Raw genomic sequence first — 17,963 nt, 5'->3', positions numbered from 1 at the left:
TCTTATTAGACTCATCTGATCTCTAAAGGATCGTTTCTGTGATAAATTCAGCCGCTCCCAATTTGCAACGCCTCATTGTCTGTTTCGCCTGTCTGCTGACCCTGTTAACCGGTTCTACCAGCTGGGCACAACGGGATCTGACCGACATTCCGCCCCCCGATCCGGAACTGGAACGGAAGTCGTTCAAAGTCGCGGAAGGCTTCGAAGTGAATCTCTACGCCGCCGATCCACAGATTGCCAAACCGATTCAAATGAACTTCGATCCCCAGGGACGGCTCTGGATTGCTTCGTCTGAGATTTATCCCCACATCAAGCCAGGTGAAACCGCCAACGATAAAATTCTGATCGTCGAGGACAAAGATGGTGACGGCGTCGCCGACAAGACGACCGTCTTTGCGGATGGTCTCTTGATTCCGACCGCAGTCATGCCTGGCGACGGCGGTGCGTATGTGGGCAACAGCACCGAACTGCTGCATCTGAAAGATACCGACGGTGATGGCAAAGCGGACGTGCGAAAAACAGAGCTGGCCGGTTTCGGTACGGAAGACACGCACCATATTCTGCACACACTCCGCTGGGGACCGGGCGGGCATCTGTATTTCAATCAGTCGATTTACATTCACAGCCATATTGAAACCCCTTATGGAGTGCGTCGCCTGAATGGGGGCGGGATCTGGAAGTATCGTCCCGCCGCCATGGACCTGGAAGTGGTGATGCGGGGGATGGTCAACAGCTGGGGCCATCACTTCGATCGCTGGGGACAGTCGTTCTGTACCGACGGTGCCTACGGTGAAGGGATCAACTACACCTTCCCGGGAGCCGCATTTGTGACGGCGGTCGGCATGGATCGGATTCTGAAAGGTCTGAACCCGGGCAGTCCCAAGCACTGCGGTCTGGAAATTCTAAGTGGACGCCATCTGCCTGAGGACTGGCAGGGGAACATGATCACCAACGACTTCCGCGGGCATCGGGTCTGCCGATTTGTGGTAACCGAAAATGAATCAGGGTACGTTTCCCGGGAACAGGTGGAGCTGATCAAGACCGATCACGTTGCCTTCCGTCCGATTGACGTCAAGATGGGCCCCGATGGTGCAATCTACATTGCCGACTGGTACAACCCCATCATTCAGCATGGCGAAGTCGACTTCCGCGATCCCCGCCGCGATCATACGCATGGCCGGATCTGGCGAGTGACCTATAAAGGCAAGCCGACGCTGCCTCGTCCGAATCTGGTGGGCGCGACGAATCAGGAACTGCTGGACTATCTGAAAGCACCGGAAGAGTGGACCCGCCAGAATGCCAAGAATGTACTAAGAGAACGGGGCCGGGAGAAAGTCGAAGGCGATCTGAAAACCTGGTTGAAGAATCTGGATCCGCAGGATTCCCAGTATGAACACAATCGACTGGAAGGACTCTGGGTCGCTGAATGTATTGCCAGCCCGCAGCCGGAACTGCTCAAGGAATGCCTGCAGGCGAAAGATGGTCGGGCCCGGGCCGCCGCCGTTCGCGTCGCACGGGAATGGAGAGACAAACTGCCCGAGACCTACGCCCTGGTCGCACCATTGGCGAACGACAAGCATCCCCGAGTGCGGCTGGAAGCAGTGCGGGCGTTGTCGGCTTATGATCAGCCCACGGTGCTGACAGACGCTTATCAGGCGCTCGATCATCCGGTCGATGAATTTCTGGATTACGCGCTCTGGTTGACGACCCGTGAAACGAAAGCGATCTGGCTGCCCCAGGTGCTGGCAGGCAAGTCGGATCTGCAGAAAGATCCCCGCAAACTGACCTTTGCGCTGACGGCCATCAATTCACCTGAAGTCACTCCGGTGATCACGAAACTGATTCAAAGTGGAGAGATGCCGGACAGTCAGCTGCAGAGCAGTCTGAACCTGATGGCGAAGTTCGGGAATGCGAACGATCTCGAGCAGCTGTTTGCTCAGGCACTGAACCCCAAAACAAAACCGGCTCAACAAGCGGCGATTCTGCGATCACTGGCCCAGGCATACCAGACCCGGAAAGTACGACCAGCCGGTTACATTGATGAACTTCAGCATCTGTTTGGTTCAAAACAGCTGGCAGTGCAGCAGGCTGCCATCGACTGTGCCGGTCTGTGGAAGATCGAATCGCTGCAGACTCCCATTCGAGAACTGGCTGCCTCTGATCAGACTCAGGTCGAACTTCGCAAAGCGAGTCTGTTTGCCCTGGCCCGGTTGGGAGGCAATGAGAATCGGGTGATGTTGCTCAAGTTGAGCGAAACGGATCCTTCGATTGATCTGCGGATTGCAGCGATCGCAGCGCTGGCGGAAGTGAATGTGAAACAGGCTGCGATCCAGGCAGTGAATCTGATGTCCAGCGTAGAGACGCCGGCTCAACTGTCGGCAGTAGCGAATATCTTCCTGCAGCGGAAGGGGGGCGCGGGAATCCTGGTGAATGCCCTCAAGGGAAAAACGATCTCCAAGGATACCGCGATTCAGCTGAGTCGGCTGGTTCAGTCGTCCGGGCGTTCGAATCCGAACCTGGATAAAGCGATTGCCGCAGCAGGCGGGCTCTCCAGCAGTGGTGCACCGCAGCCGGTGAAACTCTCGCCTGCAGAAATGGCGCAGCTGATTCAGGAAGTCCGAACCAAGGGGAATCCCCAGCGGGGAGAAGCGATCTTCCGGCGCGAGGATCTGTCCTGTCTGAAATGTCACTCCATTGGAGGAGCCGGCGGTAAAGTGGGACCGGATATCATCAGTCTGGGAGGAAGTTCTCAGCCGGACTACATCGTCGATTCGCTGCTGGACCCGAACAAAGCGGTCAAGGAGAATTACAATGCGGTGACCGTCGTGACCGTGCAGGGCAAGGTGCACTCAGGTGTCCTGGTGCGGCGGACCGACACCCAACTGGTGCTGCGGGATGCGAATGACAACCTGATGAATGTCCCGCTGGATCAGATCGATGAAGAGGTACCAGCGGCCTCGCTGATGCCCGTTGGGCTGCTGGATAAGCTGACGCGACAGGAACTGGTCGACCTGGTTCGCTTCCTGTCGGAGTTGGGGAAAACCGATGCTTATACGGTCGGTAAAGAACGCGTGGTGCGTCGCTGGCGGGTGATGAAAAACACTCCGGCTGCGATGAATGCGATCCGCAGAACGCGACATGCGACCGCAGCCACGGAGAACCCGGCATTTGTCTGGGAGCCGGCTTACAGTCGCGTGGATGGAGACCTGCCCGTGAATCATCTGGATGAGATCGGCAGGTTGCACGTTTCGAAGCGGGCTCGGGGTGCGGCGTTCCTGCGTTGTGAACTGGAAGCGACCACTCCCGGCAAAGCGATCCTGAAGTTCAACTCGATTGATGGTTTGAAGCTGTGGATCGGCGAAAAACCGGTCGCGCTGCAGCCGGAAACAGAAGTGGAACTGAGCAAGGGCATCAATCAACTGACGTTCGCGCTGGAGCTCCTCCCTGAACGGGATGTGCTGCGACTGGAAGTGAAGGATGCCCCGGATTCTCCCGCACAGGTGCAGATTGTCAGCGGGAAGTGACGGCTGGTGCGATGATGAAACTGTGAATGGACCAGGCAGGTGTTGATGCAGTTATTGACTGGACGCGACAGTTGTATATACTGGATTTGCGTAACGATACCTGAATCCATTCACAGTTCTATTTCACAGGTCACCTGTTGTGAGTTCCCAGCCACCCCGCCGCCGTCGTCGTCGCCGTCCCCAAAGTGAATCCGAATCCGATTCACCGCTGCCCCGCAGGCGGAAGAAGAAATCAGGCACCAGCGGTAAAAAAAAGAGGAAGAAGTCTGCGAATCATGCGGCGCTGTTAAAAATTGCGCTGATTGCCAGTATTGGAATCGTGCTGTTGGGCGGGCTCTTCATGGTGGACTGGAATGAGATCGGCGGCGCATTAGGCCTGCCCAGGTCTCCGGAACAACTACTCAATCGCATGCAGGAATATCAGGATCAGCAGCTCGAACTGATTGCCTCTCTGGAAGATAAAGATCAGGCAAAAGCAGCCGTTCCTCAACTGAATGAAATTGCCAAAGAACTGGCAAGATTATCCTTTGAATTCGATCAGGTGTTTAAAACACAGAATCGAACTTCCGAAGAATTTTTGACGTTCAAGTTTAAGTATAACGAACAGAACCGGAAGCACGAAGCGCGTCTGCAAGACGAAATCAAGCAGCTCAGGCAAAAGTCCGGTCTGGGATATTATGTCAATAATCTTTTGACGAACTCCCAAACGATCGGCAGGCGTTATCGTGATGAACTGAGGCTGAATCAAGCCAAGAAAGGTGCATCTGACTATGGTTACTCACCTGTTTCAGCGGGGACACCCCTGTCACAGGGAATGCGGATTCAGGGAATCGGATCATTTTATGAATGGCAGGATTGTATCGTACGAGAGATCTATCAGGATGGTACTGTGAGGGTCAATTTCCAGAACGGCGGACCTTCACTTTTTGATAAAAAAATCGAACGAGATCGATTGCGGATTCCTGACGGGAGTGTGCAGGTAAACTCAGTATCTCCTGTTAATCCTGAGCGCGTCGATGGCAATTTTCGACGCGTTGAACCCTCCCGCCCCAAACGTGTCCCCACTGGCCGCGAATTTTAATGGGAAGCTGTGCAACGAGTGGATCCAGATTCAACTGAGTTGAGTTCGACTCCATCCAGCCCCACACTGATTCAATTTGCCCCTGGCTGTCTGGTGTGCTGTGATTTCACAAAGCAGAGGCGCCGTTTACCATTTGATTTTCCATATGCCCCCGGTCCCGCTGATCCTCCGGCGACAATGCTCTGAGATTGATCGGCTGCTAAGTCCAGATACTGTTTTTACTTGCCGTTTTCAGTGCCGGTTACTACCAATAGTCCGGTTATATCAGTCTTTCCAGTTGTATCTGTACACTTCGATGTGTTGGGTGAAAATCTGATCCATCTGCCAGGTGTACTACTGAAGAAAATGTCACTCCTCCGATACTGATTGTGATTACTGTGGGGATTCTCTGACATCTCCCACTTATAAGAAATTTATTCAATCAATTAGAGAAACGGAGGTCTCTATGCGCTGCTGCATCACGGCTGCGCTGTTGCTTGCACTGAGCACAGGCTGCGGTTCCATCAAGACAACCGCCTACGATCGTCTGGAAGATGACACCCTCATCGCCAATCCAGACCAGCATCTCAAAGGCGTGCCGGTGACGCTCAAAGTTCCCACCCATCTCAAACTGACGATCGAAGAAAAAACTTTCTGGCGCGTGGAAGGATCGCAACTGGTCCCCGTTGCGACAAGCCGGGCTACCCGGGATGTGATCCCCACAGTTCAGTATACGGAGAAAATCTTTCTGGTGGATCCAGTTCGCCCAGGGGCTGGAGAAAGTGAATATGGATTTACTTTCAGGAGTAGTAATACTGACAAGGATGTAGCTGCAAAATATTCTGGGTCCGGGCAACTCGAAGGACTGGATTACAAAATCACGGATACGACGATTACCGAGTCGGCCACCTTGCTGAATAAATCACTTAACTTTGTCAATGCGTTTTCGGGAGCCAAGGCCAAAGGCCAGACAAACACTGCTAAGCCATTAGGTGTGGGGAATGAAGAAATCACGAAACTGAATGTGATTCAAACAACTCGTGTGGTGGCCTGGTCTCAATTTGATATCAACTCCGAATATTTTGAAGAGGATGTGATGGGATTTCTCAATAAGCATCTCAACGATAAATCCTGTGAACCTGGCGGTCCGGTGGCTGCTACCTGTAAACGATAATAATACTGGCCTGGCCAGGATGGATTCCCAAGTAGGAACTGAGTGAAGGAGTCACGAATGCGTTACTTTCCAGTACTGTTATTGCTTTTATTCTGCTCGACTTCGAGTTGTACCTCGTTTCATACGACGTCACTGGGCAGACTCGATACCGATTCTCTATTCGTTAATTGCATGGGCCTGCATGGCAAAGGAAAAGGCAAGGGGATTCCTGTCAAAATGAAAGTCCCCTCGCATGTAACAGTAACGATCTATGAACAGCAGGTATTAATTCGAGGAAAAGAAGGAGTAAAACTGCAGTCGTTTTCGCCTCCGCAGTATGAGGTAAAAACGGATCTGGCCTATACGGATAAAGTATTCCTGGTTGATTTTGTAAGGCCTGCTGGCGGTACTTTGGACATGTTCGGCACAAGAAACGATGAGGGGATACAATTTGATGATGAACAGTACTTCAAATCCATTCAGGCCGAAGTCAAGGAGCAGACGATGCAGCAGGTGATTACTGCACTGGAAACTGTGGGAGGATTTGAAATCAAGAAGGCAACGCTCACCGGCGCCAATACCTCCGCTCAACTCGTGGCTGCTGATCCCGATTTAACGAATGTGTATTTTGAGAAGTCCATCGTCGCGTATCAACGCTTTGATCTGGCACGTCCCTACTGGGAAGATGAGATGAACTGTTTTGTCAGGAAATATCTGGGGGAATGCGGTTCATGCCCTCTGGGAGCTGCGACTTTGAGGAAGCCGACTGAACAGAAGGCTGCTCTTACAGAAAGCAGTTCAGTGACTCCACCCACACTCGGACTGCTGGAACGGTAATCTGAAAATACGAAATTGGAAGAACGGGCCTCCAGTTCAGAGCGTATTCTTTGAGTTGGTTGTAACACAATTCAATATTTCCATAAGCAATAAAATCAGAGAAACGGAGATCTCGATGCGTTATTGGATCCCCACCATATTATTGATGCAGTTTGTTCTGTGTAATGGTTGCAGTTCGATTAAGACGACTGCCTATGACCGGTTAGAGGATGATACGCTGATAGCCAACCCGGATCAGCACTTGAAAGGTGTTCCGGTTTCCCTCCGGGTGCCGACTCATCTCGAATTGACAGTGGAAGAAAAAACCTTCTGGCGGGCGGAAGGGACGGAACTGATTCCTGTGACTTCCTGTCGCTGTACCCGTACTGTTTCACATGAAGTCAAGTACACAGAAAAAGTCTTCCTGGTGGATCCAGTTCGGCCTGGAGCAGGACCTCGCGGGAATGTAGCCAGTAATTCGTATGGGTTTTCCTTCCAGAACGATGATCTGTCAGATGCTGATATCAAAGCTGGAAAAGTTGGGGATTACGAACACAGCGGTAAAGGTCACTTAGCAGGGATTCACTATCATATTCAGGATGAAACGATAGTCAGATCTGCCGAACTGTTAGCAGCTTCGCTCCAGTTCATTAAGAAATTTCCTACCAAGGGTAAATTGAACAGTTTTGGAGAAGGAAATCAGAATGTCGAAGGATTGAATCTGATCCAGACTACGCGTGTGATTGCCTGGTCGCGCTTCGATCTGAATTCCGAACATTTTGAAGATGATGTAATGGATTTCCTGAATACCTATGTCAATCAGAAACCTGTCGAGCAGGCCAGTTTCGAGAACCAGGGGCGGTAGACGCACCATAGGCACATTCCGTTGTGGGGTACTTGGATAATAAAAAATTGATTCAGTGAAGGAGTCACTAATGCGTTTTGGTCTTGTAAGCTGTTTATTGATTTCTCTGTTTCTTGCGGGATGTACGTCATTTAAAACAATGACCCTGGGGAGACTGGATAGTGATTCTCTGTTTGTCGAATGCTTCGGTCACAAGCAGAAGGGCGTGCCCGTTAAATTGAAGGTACCGACGCATGTTGTCGTCTCTATCTATGAGCAGCAGGTGCTGATTCGGGGCAATGATGGCGTCAAACTGCAGTCATTTTCTCCTCCTCAATACGAAGTCGAGTCAACACTGGCTTATACCGACAAAGTCTTCCTGGTCGATTTTGTCCGGCCAGCAGGAGGGTCATTAACTCTCGGTGAGGATCAAAAAAATGGTATCTCGTTTGATGATGACCAATACTTCAAGACGATTCAGGCGAAAGTTAAGGAACAGACGATGCAACAGGTTGGGGCAGCTTTGGAAACCGTCCAGGGGGTGTTGAGCAGCAATGGAAATCCTGAAAAGGGGGGATTTGTTAATGGGGAAGGCGATACAAGCAATCTGAAATTTGAAAAATCGATCATTGCCTGCCAGCGATTCGATCTGGCACGCCCCCACTGGGAAGATGAGGTCAACGCTTTTGTCGAAGACTATATCGGGGAATGCACGATTTGTCCCGTCCCCTCAGATCATGCCGTTTCACCTGGTCAGATCCTGCCACCCAGTCCCCAGCCCAAAGAGGCTGATCAGATCATTCCCGCTCCTGCTCGCAAGCAGGTTGGGCTTCGTTTCAGTCCGGAAGCGCCACCTGCTCTGGAACTGCTGGAGTAGGAATTGTTATTTATATAAGTTTTTCTGAATTCCCTGAATTTTCTATTTTATGCTTGCTGCTGATTTGTGTTGTTATGTATCGTGTCTGTACGGACAGGTGTTCCTGGTGTCTGGATTCCAACTGATCTGAAGTCAACCTGGTTTAGATGAGGTCACGCAGAGCGATGAAAAAGAAAGCTACCCGAAAATCAGCAGCAGCGAAGAAACAGGCAGCTCCTAAAAAACAGGCGGCGAAAAAGGCACCAAAGAAGAAGGCTGCAAAGAAGAAAGCTCCTGCAAAAAAGGCAGCGAATAAAAAAACGACTCAGAAAAAAACGACTCAGAAAAATAAGCCGGTAAAGAAAAGTACTGCAAAATCAAAAGCCGCAAAGAAGCCTGCTAAGAAAAACAAACCAGATCAGACAGGGGCAGATCAGCATCCTCTGCAGGGAAAATCGACCGTTTTCGCGTCCGCCAGGACCAACGAGTGGCAGCCTTATCCTTTGTTGCGGATTATCGAGGATCAAGAGATACGGAAGGAGATGGCAGCCCGTAAGGACGAACTCGAAGCCCAGTATGAGCAGGCGAAAGTCGCATACGATTTACTCAGCAAAGAAATTGAACTGCAAAAACTCCGGCGGGAGAGTGATGACGAATCATCGCAGGGAACAGATTATGGAGATGTGACCGGTATCGCGATCTGCTTCCGCAAGAAATACCGCCAGGTTCTGTCCCCGTTACAATACGTGCTTGATGTGAATGTTTCCCGGAAACAGGATGAAGGGGAACTGAAAAAGAGAAAAATCGATCCATTACCGCCGGCGATCAATGGGACGCCGATCAAAGTGCGTGAAGGCAGTTTTCATTTTTCATCTTCGGTTGAGGTGGGCAGACTGGCTGCGGGAGATGGCCCGGCACATCCAGTCGCACCTGATGCACCAATCCTGGGAGGACAGCCAATTGCTGATGAGGGCTTTGAGCGATATTTTGGGACGTTGGGAATTGTGTTTGCGAATAATGATGGGCAAAACTTTGGATTATCAAACAGGCATGTCACGTTAAATAAAACCGTCAGGATTATTTCATCTGATGATCCTAATTCTCAAGAGGTCGGCCCTGTCATTAAGAAAGTTTCAGATCATTTAGATCTAGGGAGACGTTACTATGTCGATGCTTCCTACTTCTCTCTCAAACCTCTGGAAGATAAATTAAAAGATGACACGATCCCTTATCTGGTTAAAGACCTGGAGAATGTACATCCTTCGTTAGATGTCGTTTTTGCAAAAAGAATCGTTAAAACCAAAGATCAGTACGTTCCGATTTATAAATATGGGGCTAAAACCGGAAGGATACTGGAAGGAAAAATTACTTCGATAGAAACTGAGGTTGATATCGATGGTACCAAGCAGGGCGTAATCCGAGTTGAGAGTTATCCGAAAAAGTTTCTGGAGCCAGGGGACAGTGGATCAATTTTGCTGATGAAAGCGACTGTCCGCAATCAGCTTCGCTGGGTTGTGATTGGAATTGTCTTCGGCCAACTAATGGATCCGGCTGGAGATGGATTTGTTGCGAATGACCATGTTGCGTTTGCCTGCCACATGCCGTATGTGCTCAATCTGTTGAAGCTTTCGGAGGAGATTCCTGCTGATAAATTCGCCGAAGACTGGACCCATGATGATTAAATCGATCCCATAATGATGCAAGGATGCAGAATGAAATACATCACTTTATGTTTAATCGGATTGATTCTCACGCTGCAGGGGTGTGCGCTGGTCCCCGCACCGCTCCAGCTGTCAAAGAAAACAGTTGGAGACCACAAGCAAAAGGAATCGAAATCACACAAGCTCGCAAAACAACAGCAGAAATCAGCGAAAGCGCATCCGTCGCTGAAAGAGCGGATTACGTTAGTTGACTTTAAGTTTTTCGATCAGGCACAACATAAGTCAAAGAAGCCTCACAAGAAAAAGTTAACTGTTCCTGCCACAGGAAAAGTATCGACTGCCTTTTATAATTTCATTTCTGACGATTTCGATTCTGGCGATTTCAGTCAGATTGATTTCAGTATTATTAATTTCAGATATGATGCAGTCGAGATTCCCTGGCAGGGAACCACGCTGATGTCCTTTCTGGTGGAGCATGAACTTGATGATGCAATCGTAACCACCCGGGCAATCATCAACCAGAAAGTTGAGAAGGATGCAAATGATCAAGCAGAAAATGCAAAACAGGATGCAATAAGGAAGGGAAAATCACCTGCTGAAGCAGCTAGAGCCGCGGAACTTGCGAGAGCAGCAGAAGCAGCTGAAGTAGAGAAAACAGAAAATGAAAAAATAATGAGCATCCTGGATCTGCATCCGGATGTGATTGTTCTCAAGCAGGGGCTCATTGCGACTTTGTTTCCACGGGCAATGCTGGGTTATCCCCAGATTGCAAATATGCCCGTTGTTCCGGGGGATGCCATTTCCACGCTTGATATAGACAAACAAAAACTCGAAGCAAAAAGCCATTTATTATCTACAACTATAGACAATTCTACTGATCAAACCAAAATACAATATACACTGACTGGCTTTGCTAAGCAGTCAGGCAGGATATCTATTTCTGAAGAAAATAAAGAATCTAATATTAATGATGTTACAGAGAAGTATTCGCAAGAATTTAATGAAAACGTGCCTGCTGTAACTGTAGTCTATCGAAATTATGGAGGCCAACTCTTTCGCATCATCATCCCCAATCAGCATTATGGTGCTTTAAAGTTTCCCGATGAGGCAGAAGCCGATGCCAGTGAAGACGAAAAAGAAGCTGCAATAAAAGCACAGAATAATTGGAACCGCTATTATAGAGGTTATGAGCTCATGGCTATTCAGGATGGAGACGTGATCGAATTCACCACGCTGGATCTGCTCGACCTGAGTTCGCCTGTGCGTGCTGTGTCAGCCGTTCAATAACGTCGCTCAACATGGCGTAATCATTGCCGAAAGGGACAATTGGTTTCCAGGACTGAGACTGATTCTTCTCCCATCTCCATTGCTTCTGACTGCCTGCTGCAGGTGGGGCTGCTAATTCCCCTGTCGTTACGAAGCAGACTCCGGCTGATCTCCTTTTGCGCTCAGATTTCACAGATCGGTTATCTGTTAAATTCTGGAAAATAGAGCGAATACAGGAGATATTCTTGCGTTCTGTCTGCAAGTTTCTCATGATGGCAGGTGTGCTATGTACACTTGGTATAAGTTTCATTCTGAGAGGAAGCGGTCATGCTGCAACACCCCCGAATCAACACGCTTTTGAAGTCTGCCGTTAGTCTTGTGATCCTGGCTGGTTTTGGCTTTTTGAATCTGGCAGAACTGCAGGCAGAAATGGTTTTGAAGCCATCTGCAGAGCCGGATCAGTGTTCCTGTCAGAACTGTGGTGAGGAAAAATATCCTCCTGAGGTGGTTGACGTTTTAAAAGCGATTGTTGAATCACACAAGGAAATTGTTACTAACAAGGACGGAAAATATTCCAAAGATGAAGATTTAGCAAAGCGAATCAATTCACTAAATATTATTTCGCTGGTTGCTTCAAAAAAAGAGTATCTGTCCGCTTACAAACAGAGAGAAGAACTTTTCAAGCAACTGCAAGCAAGACTTGAGGATCCTGATGAAAAGTCGGAAATAAAAGAACAAATCGCGGCACAACTACCTCTGATTCTAACTCACCCTCTACATAAAACAGAAGATAAGAGCACGACAGTAGAGGTAATGGTTACTGTAGAGGGTGAGCTGACGGGCGAATTGAAAGGTAAGCTGAAGGGGAAATTGGAAGGTGAAGTGAAAAGTGAACTGAAGGGTGAGCTGAATGGTAATCGGAAGGATGGGCTGAAAGGGAAGCTGGAGATACCTCAGGTTGGAAGTGGAAAAATTGAGGGGACTGTAACTCCACCTGCAGTAGTAAATCAGGAAGACTATCAAGATCTGGTAGATTTGATGGACAAATATTTAAACGCATCTCCTATAAGTTTCGAGAAATCCTGGCAAGTGACCTCAGGTCTCAGGTCTGGCTTGCTGGCGCTGCCAGAAAAAAAAGACCCTGTTCTTACGTCGCATCAAAAATGTGGTTATTGTAATCTGACCTGTGCTTTGAACAAGGTTGCCCTGAATTGTCAGCTGGATATCCAGGTACGGTTTAATGCAATGAATGCCCTGGTTGAGAAAGGTGATCATTTTTTGAAAAATAAAGCTAAACCAGAAGACGGAAAAGAATTTGATGATACTAAGGATCAAAAATGTTTCTACGTGATTATTACTAGACTCAACGAGTTGATAACAGATAAGAATTCAGGGTACCTGCCGGCGTCAGTTAAAGATAAAGCCAACTATGACTTAATCAGGTTCCTTAAGTATGATCTATCAGAAAAATCAACTGAATGAATATGTCATAACGATCTTTTCTCAAATGATTCATCACGCTTTGATCGCTGGTTGAATCATTTCCTTTTATCTGACTTTGCAGGATTTTTATTCACTGTCTGTCCTGAAACGAAATATCCAGTCATCTCGTTTCAGTGTCAAGGATCCAGTTCGCACTGTTCTCCCCAACTAATTTCCCGTTTAGCGTTTAAATTTCAATGTGATTGCGGTTATGATGAACCGAGGCAGCAGGAGGCCGTCGGGGATTTTTAACGCAAGATACCGGCACCGGTTTCAGTCTGTTCAGACAGGGAAAGCCGGGGGCCGACGCAATCGATTCTTCATCACATTGAACAGGAGCGCGCGATGTCAACTACTACAGCCAGTGAACTGTATCCCGAAGTCAAAGCCTTTCTGGAAGAGGGGACTCTGAAAGGGGTTGTCGGAGGAAAGGAAGTCGAATCTGCCGGCGGGGAGACGTTTGTGACGTCCGATCCGGGGTCTGGCAAGCAGCTGGCGGAAGTCTTCAGCTTTCAGCCGGGCGACGTCGAAATGGCCGTGGATGTGGCTGACGCCGCGTTCCGCAAAACGGGCTGGCCCCAACTGCCTCAGAACGAACGCAGTGCTCTGCTGCATCGTCTGGCAGATGCCGTCGAAAAACACAAACCGATGATTGCCCAGCTCGAAGCGCTGGACGCCGGTAAGATCGAAGCCCAGGCACAGGGCGATGTGCAGAACTTCGTCGATACAATGCGGTACTTCGCTGACCTGGCCCAGCACGTGCAGCGGCGGTCGGTGCTGGCAGTTCCCAATCACGAAGCGTGGACCGTGCGTCAGCCTTATGGAGCCTGTGGATTTATTTTCCCGTGGAACTTTCCGTTCCTGTTGATCGGCTGGGGGATTGCTCCGGCTCTGGCGGCTGGCAATACGGTCGTGATCAAGCCGGCGGAAGACACGCCGATGTCGGCAATTTACCTGGCCCGCCTGGCGAAAGAGGTCGGCATTCCGGATGGCGTGATCAATGTCGTGCCTGGTTACGGGTCCGTCGCTGGTGCGGCGCTGTCGGGGAATCCGAAACTGAAGCGGATGTCGTTTACCGGTTCGCCTGAAGTCGGGCGTCTGGTCGCAGAATCATGCGGTGCCAACCTGGTACCTGTCAAACTGGAGCTGGGCGGTAAAGGGGCTGCGGTGGTCTTCAGCGACGTCGACGTTCCCGATACGGCTCAAAAGCTGGTGAATGCAATCACCTTCCATACCGGTCAGGTCTGCTGTGATGCGACCCGCTGGCTGATTGACGAAAACATTTACGATCACTTTGTGAGTGAATGTGTGGATCGTCTCAAGAAGGTCCAGGTCGGTTATCAGCTCAACGACAAGAGCCAGATGGGACCGGTGGTCAACGCCAAGCAGCATCAGCGGGTCCTCTCTTATCTCGAGAAGGGGCAGGCTGAAGGAGCGGAATGCGTGCTGGAAGGGGGCGCTGCTGAAGTACCCGGTTATGAAGGCTACTATGTGAAGCCGGCTTTGATGGCCGGTTCGCTGGATAACGTTGCCGCTCGCGAAGAGATCTTTGGGCCGGTCGCTTACCTGGCACCGTTCAAGACCGAAGAACAGGCGATCCAGATGACCAACTCGACAGACTACGGTCTGGCGAACAGTGTCTGGACCTCGGATCTGTCCCGGGCCTCCCGTGTGGCAGAAGCGATGTGTGCCGGCAACAGCTGGATCAACGCCCACAATGTCTTCGCGCATGGCGTACCCTACGCCGGGATCAACAAGAGCGGAATGGGGGGCGGCGTGCTCTCCGTAGAAACGCTGTTTGACTACTGGCGGAGCCTGTCGGTCGTCCGACCGCTGTAAGCCTTTTGAAGCTGATGTTCATCGCCCTGCAGATTGTTTTTCTGGAAACGGTCTGCGGGGCGTTTTTATTGCGCAGATTGACTGTTTTTGCGCCCGGAGATGAACATTTAACTGCAGGCTGCTTCGATAGTTGGCGTTTCCCGGAACATTGCTTGACAGGCCTTATCCGGTGCCTCTAAGATCAGTATTAGCGATGCATTCGCTGGGACCCACCTGTTCTCCCGGATCATGATGGCATGGTTCGGCTTCTGAGAGACGCACCAGCATCGCTGTGAGAAGTTCATCAACGGGGCATGAAGTATGCGTTCCCTTATGCTGCGAAGCGGGCTGCTCGTACTGGCGGTCGGCGTCACCTGTCTGTCACTGTTTGCCGAGGCCGATCCGAAGTCGAAACCGGCGACCTCAGCCGAAACAGGTACGGACGAAGCGGGCATCGATTTCAATCGCGATATCCGTCCGATTCTGTCCAACAACTGTTTCTTCTGTCATGGACCCGATGAGAAACATCGCGAGGCCGACCTGCGACTGGATACGAAAGCGGGGGCGTTTGCGTCCGCGATTGTGCCGGGCCAGCTGAAAGAGAGTGCCCTGATCGAACGGATTGTCTCGACAGATGATGATATGAAGATGCCGCCCGCGGATTCGGGGAAGTCTCTCAAGCCGGAAGAGATCGAGTTGATTAAACGCTGGGTGAAATCGGGAGCCGAGTGGCACGAACACTGGGCGTACGTCAAACCGGAACGTGCGAAGCTGCCGAAAGTCAAACAGGCCGACTGGCCGCGGAATGAGATCGATTACTTCGTACTGTCGCGGCTCGAAAAAGAAGGACTCAAACCCTCCCCGGAAGCAGACCGCCGGACCCTGGTGCGTCGGCTCTACCTGGATCTGCTGGGGCTGCCTCCCACTGCGGAGGAAGTGGACGCGTTTGTGAATTCCAAAGATCCAATGGCTTACGAGAAACTGATTGATCGCCTCCTGGAAACGCCTGAGTATGCCGAGCGGATGACGCTGAAATGGCTCGACCTGGCTCGTTATGCGGACACGAACGGTTACTCGATTGATGGGGGCCGCCACATGTGGCTCTGGCGGGACTGGGTGATCGATGCGTTTCACAAGAATAAACCGTACAACGAATTCATTACCGAACAGATTGCCGGTGACCTGTTACCGAATGCGACGCCCTGGCAGCAAGTGGCGACGGGCTTCAACCGTAATCACATGATTACGCACGAAGGGGGGACGATTCCTGAAGAGAACCTGGTCAACTACACGGTCGACCGGGTGAAGACGACGTCGGAAGTCTTCCTGGGACTGACGATGGGCTGTGCCCAGTGTCACAATCACAAATACGACCCGATCACGATGAAGGACTTTTACCAGTTCTATGCGTATTTCAATCGCCTGGACGATCGCGGGCTGGACGGGAACAGCGGAATCAACGCCGGTCCGAAGCTGGCCGTGAAGACCGAGCTCTCATTTGCGAAGGAAGAACTGAAATCAATTGATCAGGAACTGGCGCAGCTGGAGCAGGCACTTGCTCATCCGGATGAATCGCAGCTGGCCGCCTGGGAGGCCCGTACGAAACAGGAACTGGCAGAGCGGGGTGCGGGACTGAAACTGCATGAACTGGATGTAGTCAAGGTTTCCGATCCGAATACGCGGAGTGCGTTTGAAGTCAGCGATGACGGACACATTCTGGCGCTGGCAGCCAGCGGGCGTTCACCTTCGATTTCTCTGAAAGTCGGCCCGGATGTCGACAAGCTGGACGGTCTGCGGATTGTCTTTTATCCAAACGAAAAACTGCCTGAGGGCGGAATCGGTCATGGTAAGAAAGAGTCGTTTCCGGGGGGCTTCATCCTGACCAGCTTCGCTGCCTCAGGGACCGCGATTCCTTCCGATCAACTGGACCTGTATGCGATGTTGAACGTCGCGAAGATTACCGCGAGCCGATCCCATCCGGATTACCCGGCGGCGGACTGCCTGGATCCGCGGGATCATAACGGCTGGTCTCCCGCACCGGAAAACAAACAACAGCAGCATCTGACGGTGACGTTCGATAAACCCTACCACACAAAGGACTCGAAGTATGTGACGGTCATGCTGGTCTGGGGGGGCGGAAAGTTTGGCGGACGTGAGGCATTGATGGCCGGCGATTACAAAGTGTTCGGGATGACCGGTACCGATGACGGGACCACCGTTCCTGAAGAGATTCAGCAGATCCTGTCCACAGATGCGAAGCAGCGAAATGCGAAACAAACGGCGGCTCTGAAAGCTTACTATAGCGGGATCGCCCCTGAACTTGAGAACCTGCGATATCAGCGGGAGAATCTCAAAGAGCGCCGCAAGATGCTGACCGAGTCGTTTGAGACAATGGTCATGAACACGGCCAAGAAGCCACGGGAGACGTTCATTCTGAATCGGGGGCAGTACGATCAGCCGACCGAAAAAGTGTCGATGGGCGTACCCGGGTTCCTGCCCGGATCGTCTCAGCAGGGAGCGGACAGTCGGCTGGCACTGGCCCAGTGGCTGACGTCGCGGGAGAATCCGCTGGTGACCCGCGTAGCGGTGAACCGGTTCTGGGAAATGCTGTTCGGACAGGGAATTGTCTCGACATCGGCTGACTTCGGTTCGCAGGGAGATCCCCCTACACATCCCCGTCTGCTGGACTGGCTGGCGGTCGAGTTTTATGAATCGGGCTGGGATGTGAAGCACATCGTGAAGAAAATTCTGATGTCGGCCACCTATCGACAGTCCTCGGTGGGAACGCCGGAGCTCTGGAAACGGGATCCGCAAAACCGACTGCTGGCCCGTGGCGCACGGTTCCGCTTGCAGGCCGAAGCAATTCGGGATGCGACGCTCAAGGTGTCCGGGCTGCTGGTGGAACGTGTGGGTGGGGCGAGTGTGAACCCGTATCAGCCGGAAGGCTTGTGGCGGGAAGTGAGTCATTACGGCAGTTCACCGGCAACCGCGCAGGTCTTCGTGCAGGATCATGGCGAGAAACTGTATCGCCGGAGCATGTATACATACTGGAAGCGGACGGTGCCTCCGCCGAACATGCAGACCTTTGACGCCCCGAACCGCGAAGTCTGCCTGGTGAGTCGGGCCCGTACGAATACGCCGCTGCAGTCGCTGGTGCTCTTAAACGATGTGCAGTTTGTGGAAGCATCCCGGAAGTTCGCTGAGCGGATTATGAAAGAGGGGGGCACTTCGCCCGAAGAGCGGATTACGTTTGCGTTCCGCGAAGCTCTGGGACGACCGCCGGCGGAATGGGAATTGAAGACGACGCTGGCGGCCTATCAACGCGAGTTGAAAAACTACCAGTCAGCTCCTGATGCGGCGCGATCGCTGTTGTCGCAGGGGGAATCGGCGTGCGATGCGAGTCTGGCTCCCGAGGAAGTCGCGGCGTGGACGACTGTGGGGAGTATGCTGTTTAACACTTATGAATTTATGACGCGAGGGTAA

The 17,963-nt window shown here is 51.3% G+C and carries 11 protein-coding genes; all 11 read left to right on the top strand.

Annotated elements, in window-relative coordinates:
• Positions 1–38 precede the first annotated feature (38 nt).
• Positions 39–3,524: a PVC-type heme-binding CxxCH protein gene (locus tag Enr10x_RS19000; RefSeq protein WP_145451028.1), complete on the top strand. Its 3,486-nt coding sequence runs from the start codon at positions 39–41 to the stop codon at positions 3,522–3,524.
• Positions 3,525–3,663: 139 nt separating this feature from the next.
• Positions 3,664–4,605, top strand: coding sequence for a hypothetical protein (locus tag Enr10x_RS18995; RefSeq protein ID WP_145451027.1), 942 nt, complete (start codon positions 3,664–3,666; stop codon positions 4,603–4,605).
• A gap of 445 nt (positions 4,606–5,050) precedes the next feature.
• Complete coding sequence (locus Enr10x_RS18990) at positions 5,051–5,758, top strand: hypothetical protein (protein ID WP_145451026.1); 708 nt, start codon at positions 5,051–5,053, stop codon at positions 5,756–5,758.
• A gap of 57 nt (positions 5,759–5,815) precedes the next feature.
• On the top strand, positions 5,816–6,574 hold the full coding sequence (locus Enr10x_RS18985; protein ID WP_145451025.1) for a hypothetical protein: 759 nt from the start codon (positions 5,816–5,818) through the stop codon (positions 6,572–6,574).
• Positions 6,575–6,689: 115 nt separating this feature from the next.
• Positions 6,690–7,418, top strand: a complete 729-nt coding sequence (locus tag Enr10x_RS18980) for a hypothetical protein (RefSeq protein WP_145451024.1) — start codon at positions 6,690–6,692, stop codon at positions 7,416–7,418.
• A 205-nt stretch (positions 7,419–7,623) separates the two neighbouring features.
• Positions 7,624–8,274, top strand: coding sequence for a hypothetical protein (locus Enr10x_RS18975; RefSeq protein ID WP_145451023.1), 651 nt, complete (start codon positions 7,624–7,626; stop codon positions 8,272–8,274).
• A 164-nt stretch (positions 8,275–8,438) separates the two neighbouring features.
• Positions 8,439–9,935, top strand: a complete 1,497-nt coding sequence (locus tag Enr10x_RS30020) for a hypothetical protein (protein WP_197997286.1) — start codon at positions 8,439–8,441, stop codon at positions 9,933–9,935.
• Positions 9,936–9,965: 30 nt separating this feature from the next.
• On the top strand, positions 9,966–11,201 hold the full coding sequence (locus Enr10x_RS18965) for a hypothetical protein (RefSeq protein ID WP_145451022.1): 1,236 nt from the start codon (positions 9,966–9,968) through the stop codon (positions 11,199–11,201).
• A 306-nt stretch (positions 11,202–11,507) separates the two neighbouring features.
• Positions 11,508–12,662, top strand: a complete 1,155-nt coding sequence (locus tag Enr10x_RS18960; protein ID WP_145451021.1) for a hypothetical protein — start codon at positions 11,508–11,510, stop codon at positions 12,660–12,662.
• Between the two features lie 345 nt (positions 12,663–13,007).
• Complete coding sequence (locus tag Enr10x_RS18955) at positions 13,008–14,501, top strand: aldehyde dehydrogenase family protein (RefSeq protein WP_145111385.1); 1,494 nt, start codon at positions 13,008–13,010, stop codon at positions 14,499–14,501.
• 300 nt (positions 14,502–14,801) lie between these two features.
• Positions 14,802–17,963, top strand: coding sequence for a PSD1 and planctomycete cytochrome C domain-containing protein (locus Enr10x_RS18950; RefSeq protein WP_145111382.1), 3,162 nt, complete (start codon positions 14,802–14,804; stop codon positions 17,961–17,963).

Origin of the sequence: Gimesia panareensis (genome assembly GCF_007748155.1) — a bacterium.
Taxonomy (GTDB): Bacteria; Planctomycetota; Planctomycetia; order Planctomycetales; family Planctomycetaceae; genus Gimesia; species Gimesia panareensis.
This window is presented reverse-complemented; position numbering and strand designations above follow the sequence as displayed.

What these genes read in the sequence shown, in the direction of transcription:
- Enr10x_RS18990 (WP_145451026.1), top strand. Translation starts at nt 5,051, where the DNA reads ATGCGCTGCTGCATCACGGCTGCGCTGTTGCTTGCACTGAGCACAGGC.
- Enr10x_RS18985 (WP_145451025.1), top strand. Translation starts at nt 5,816, where the DNA reads ATGCGTTACTTTCCAGTACTGTTATTGCTTTTATTCTGCTCGACTTCG.
- Enr10x_RS18980 (WP_145451024.1), top strand. Translation starts at nt 6,690, where the DNA reads ATGCGTTATTGGATCCCCACCATATTATTGATGCAGTTTGTTCTGTGT.
- Enr10x_RS30020 (WP_197997286.1), top strand. Translation starts at nt 8,439, where the DNA reads ATGAAAAAGAAAGCTACCCGAAAATCAGCAGCAGCGAAGAAACAGGCA.
- Enr10x_RS18965 (WP_145451022.1), top strand. Translation starts at nt 9,966, where the DNA reads ATGAAATACATCACTTTATGTTTAATCGGATTGATTCTCACGCTGCAG.
- Enr10x_RS18960 (WP_145451021.1), top strand. Translation starts at nt 11,508, where the DNA reads ATGCTGCAACACCCCCGAATCAACACGCTTTTGAAGTCTGCCGTTAGT.
- Enr10x_RS18955 (WP_145111385.1), top strand. Translation starts at nt 13,008, where the DNA reads ATGTCAACTACTACAGCCAGTGAACTGTATCCCGAAGTCAAAGCCTTT.
- Enr10x_RS18950 (WP_145111382.1), top strand. Translation starts at nt 14,802, where the DNA reads ATGCGTTCCCTTATGCTGCGAAGCGGGCTGCTCGTACTGGCGGTCGGC.